The sequence below is a fragment of the Enterococcus sp. ARL09-542 genome, assembly GCF_005234805.1.
Lineage (GTDB): Bacteria > Bacillota > Bacilli > Lactobacillales > Enterococcaceae > Enterococcus_D > Enterococcus_D gallinarum.
In genome coordinates this window covers 1-525 of sequence record NZ_QPQX01000062.1, presented here as the reverse complement: position 1 = coordinate 525, position 525 = coordinate 1, and the positions used below count along the sequence as shown (strand labels likewise).

At 53.0% G+C, this 525-nt stretch carries 5 tRNA genes; all 5 read left to right on the top strand.

Annotated elements, in window-relative coordinates:
• The first annotated feature begins 2 nt into the window (after positions 1 to 2).
• The 5 genes from DVW06_RS16915 (at position 3) to DVW06_RS16895 (ending at position 431) form a co-directional block, all read left to right on the top strand.
• Positions 3 to 76, top strand: a tRNA-Arg gene (locus DVW06_RS16915).
• 9 nt (positions 77 to 85) lie between these two features.
• Positions 86 to 159 (top strand) — tRNA-Pro (locus DVW06_RS16910).
• Between the two features lie 14 nt (positions 160 to 173).
• Positions 174 to 246 (top strand) — tRNA-Ala (locus tag DVW06_RS16905).
• Positions 247 to 270: 24 nt separating this feature from the next.
• A tRNA-Met gene (locus tag DVW06_RS16900) sits at positions 271 to 344 on the top strand.
• Positions 345 to 357: 13 nt separating this feature from the next.
• A tRNA-Ile gene (locus DVW06_RS16895) sits at positions 358 to 431 on the top strand.
• Positions 432 to 525 lie beyond the last annotated feature (94 nt).

The following is a 525-nucleotide window of genomic DNA, read 5'->3' as shown; positions in this document are numbered from 1 at the left end:
ATGCGCCCATAGCTCAATTGGATAGAGTGTTTGACTACGGATCAAAAGGTTAGGGGTTCGACTCCTCTTGGGCGCGTTTTAGCAACGGGAAGTAGCTCAGCTTGGTAGAGCACTTGGTTTGGGACCAAGGGGTCGCAGGTTCGAATCCTGTCTTCCCGATTATATTTTCAAAAGGGGCCTTAGCTCAGCTGGGAGAGCGCCTGCTTTGCACGCAGGAGGTCAGCGGTTCGATCCCGCTAGGCTCCATATCATTTGAATAAATGATTTTTTCGCGGTGTAGCTCAGCTGGCTAGAGCGTCCGGTTCATACCCGGGAGGTCGGGGGTTCGATCCCCTCCGCCGCGATTATTAAGAGCCTGGACCTTTAGCTCAGTTGGTTAGAGCAGACGGCTCATAACCGTCCGGTCGTAGGTTCGAGTCCTACAAGGTCCATTGTGGCATTGTATATGTTGGAGGATTACCCAAGTCCGGCTGAAGGGAACGGTCTTGAAAACCGTCAGGCGGGTAAAACCGTGCAAGGGTTCGA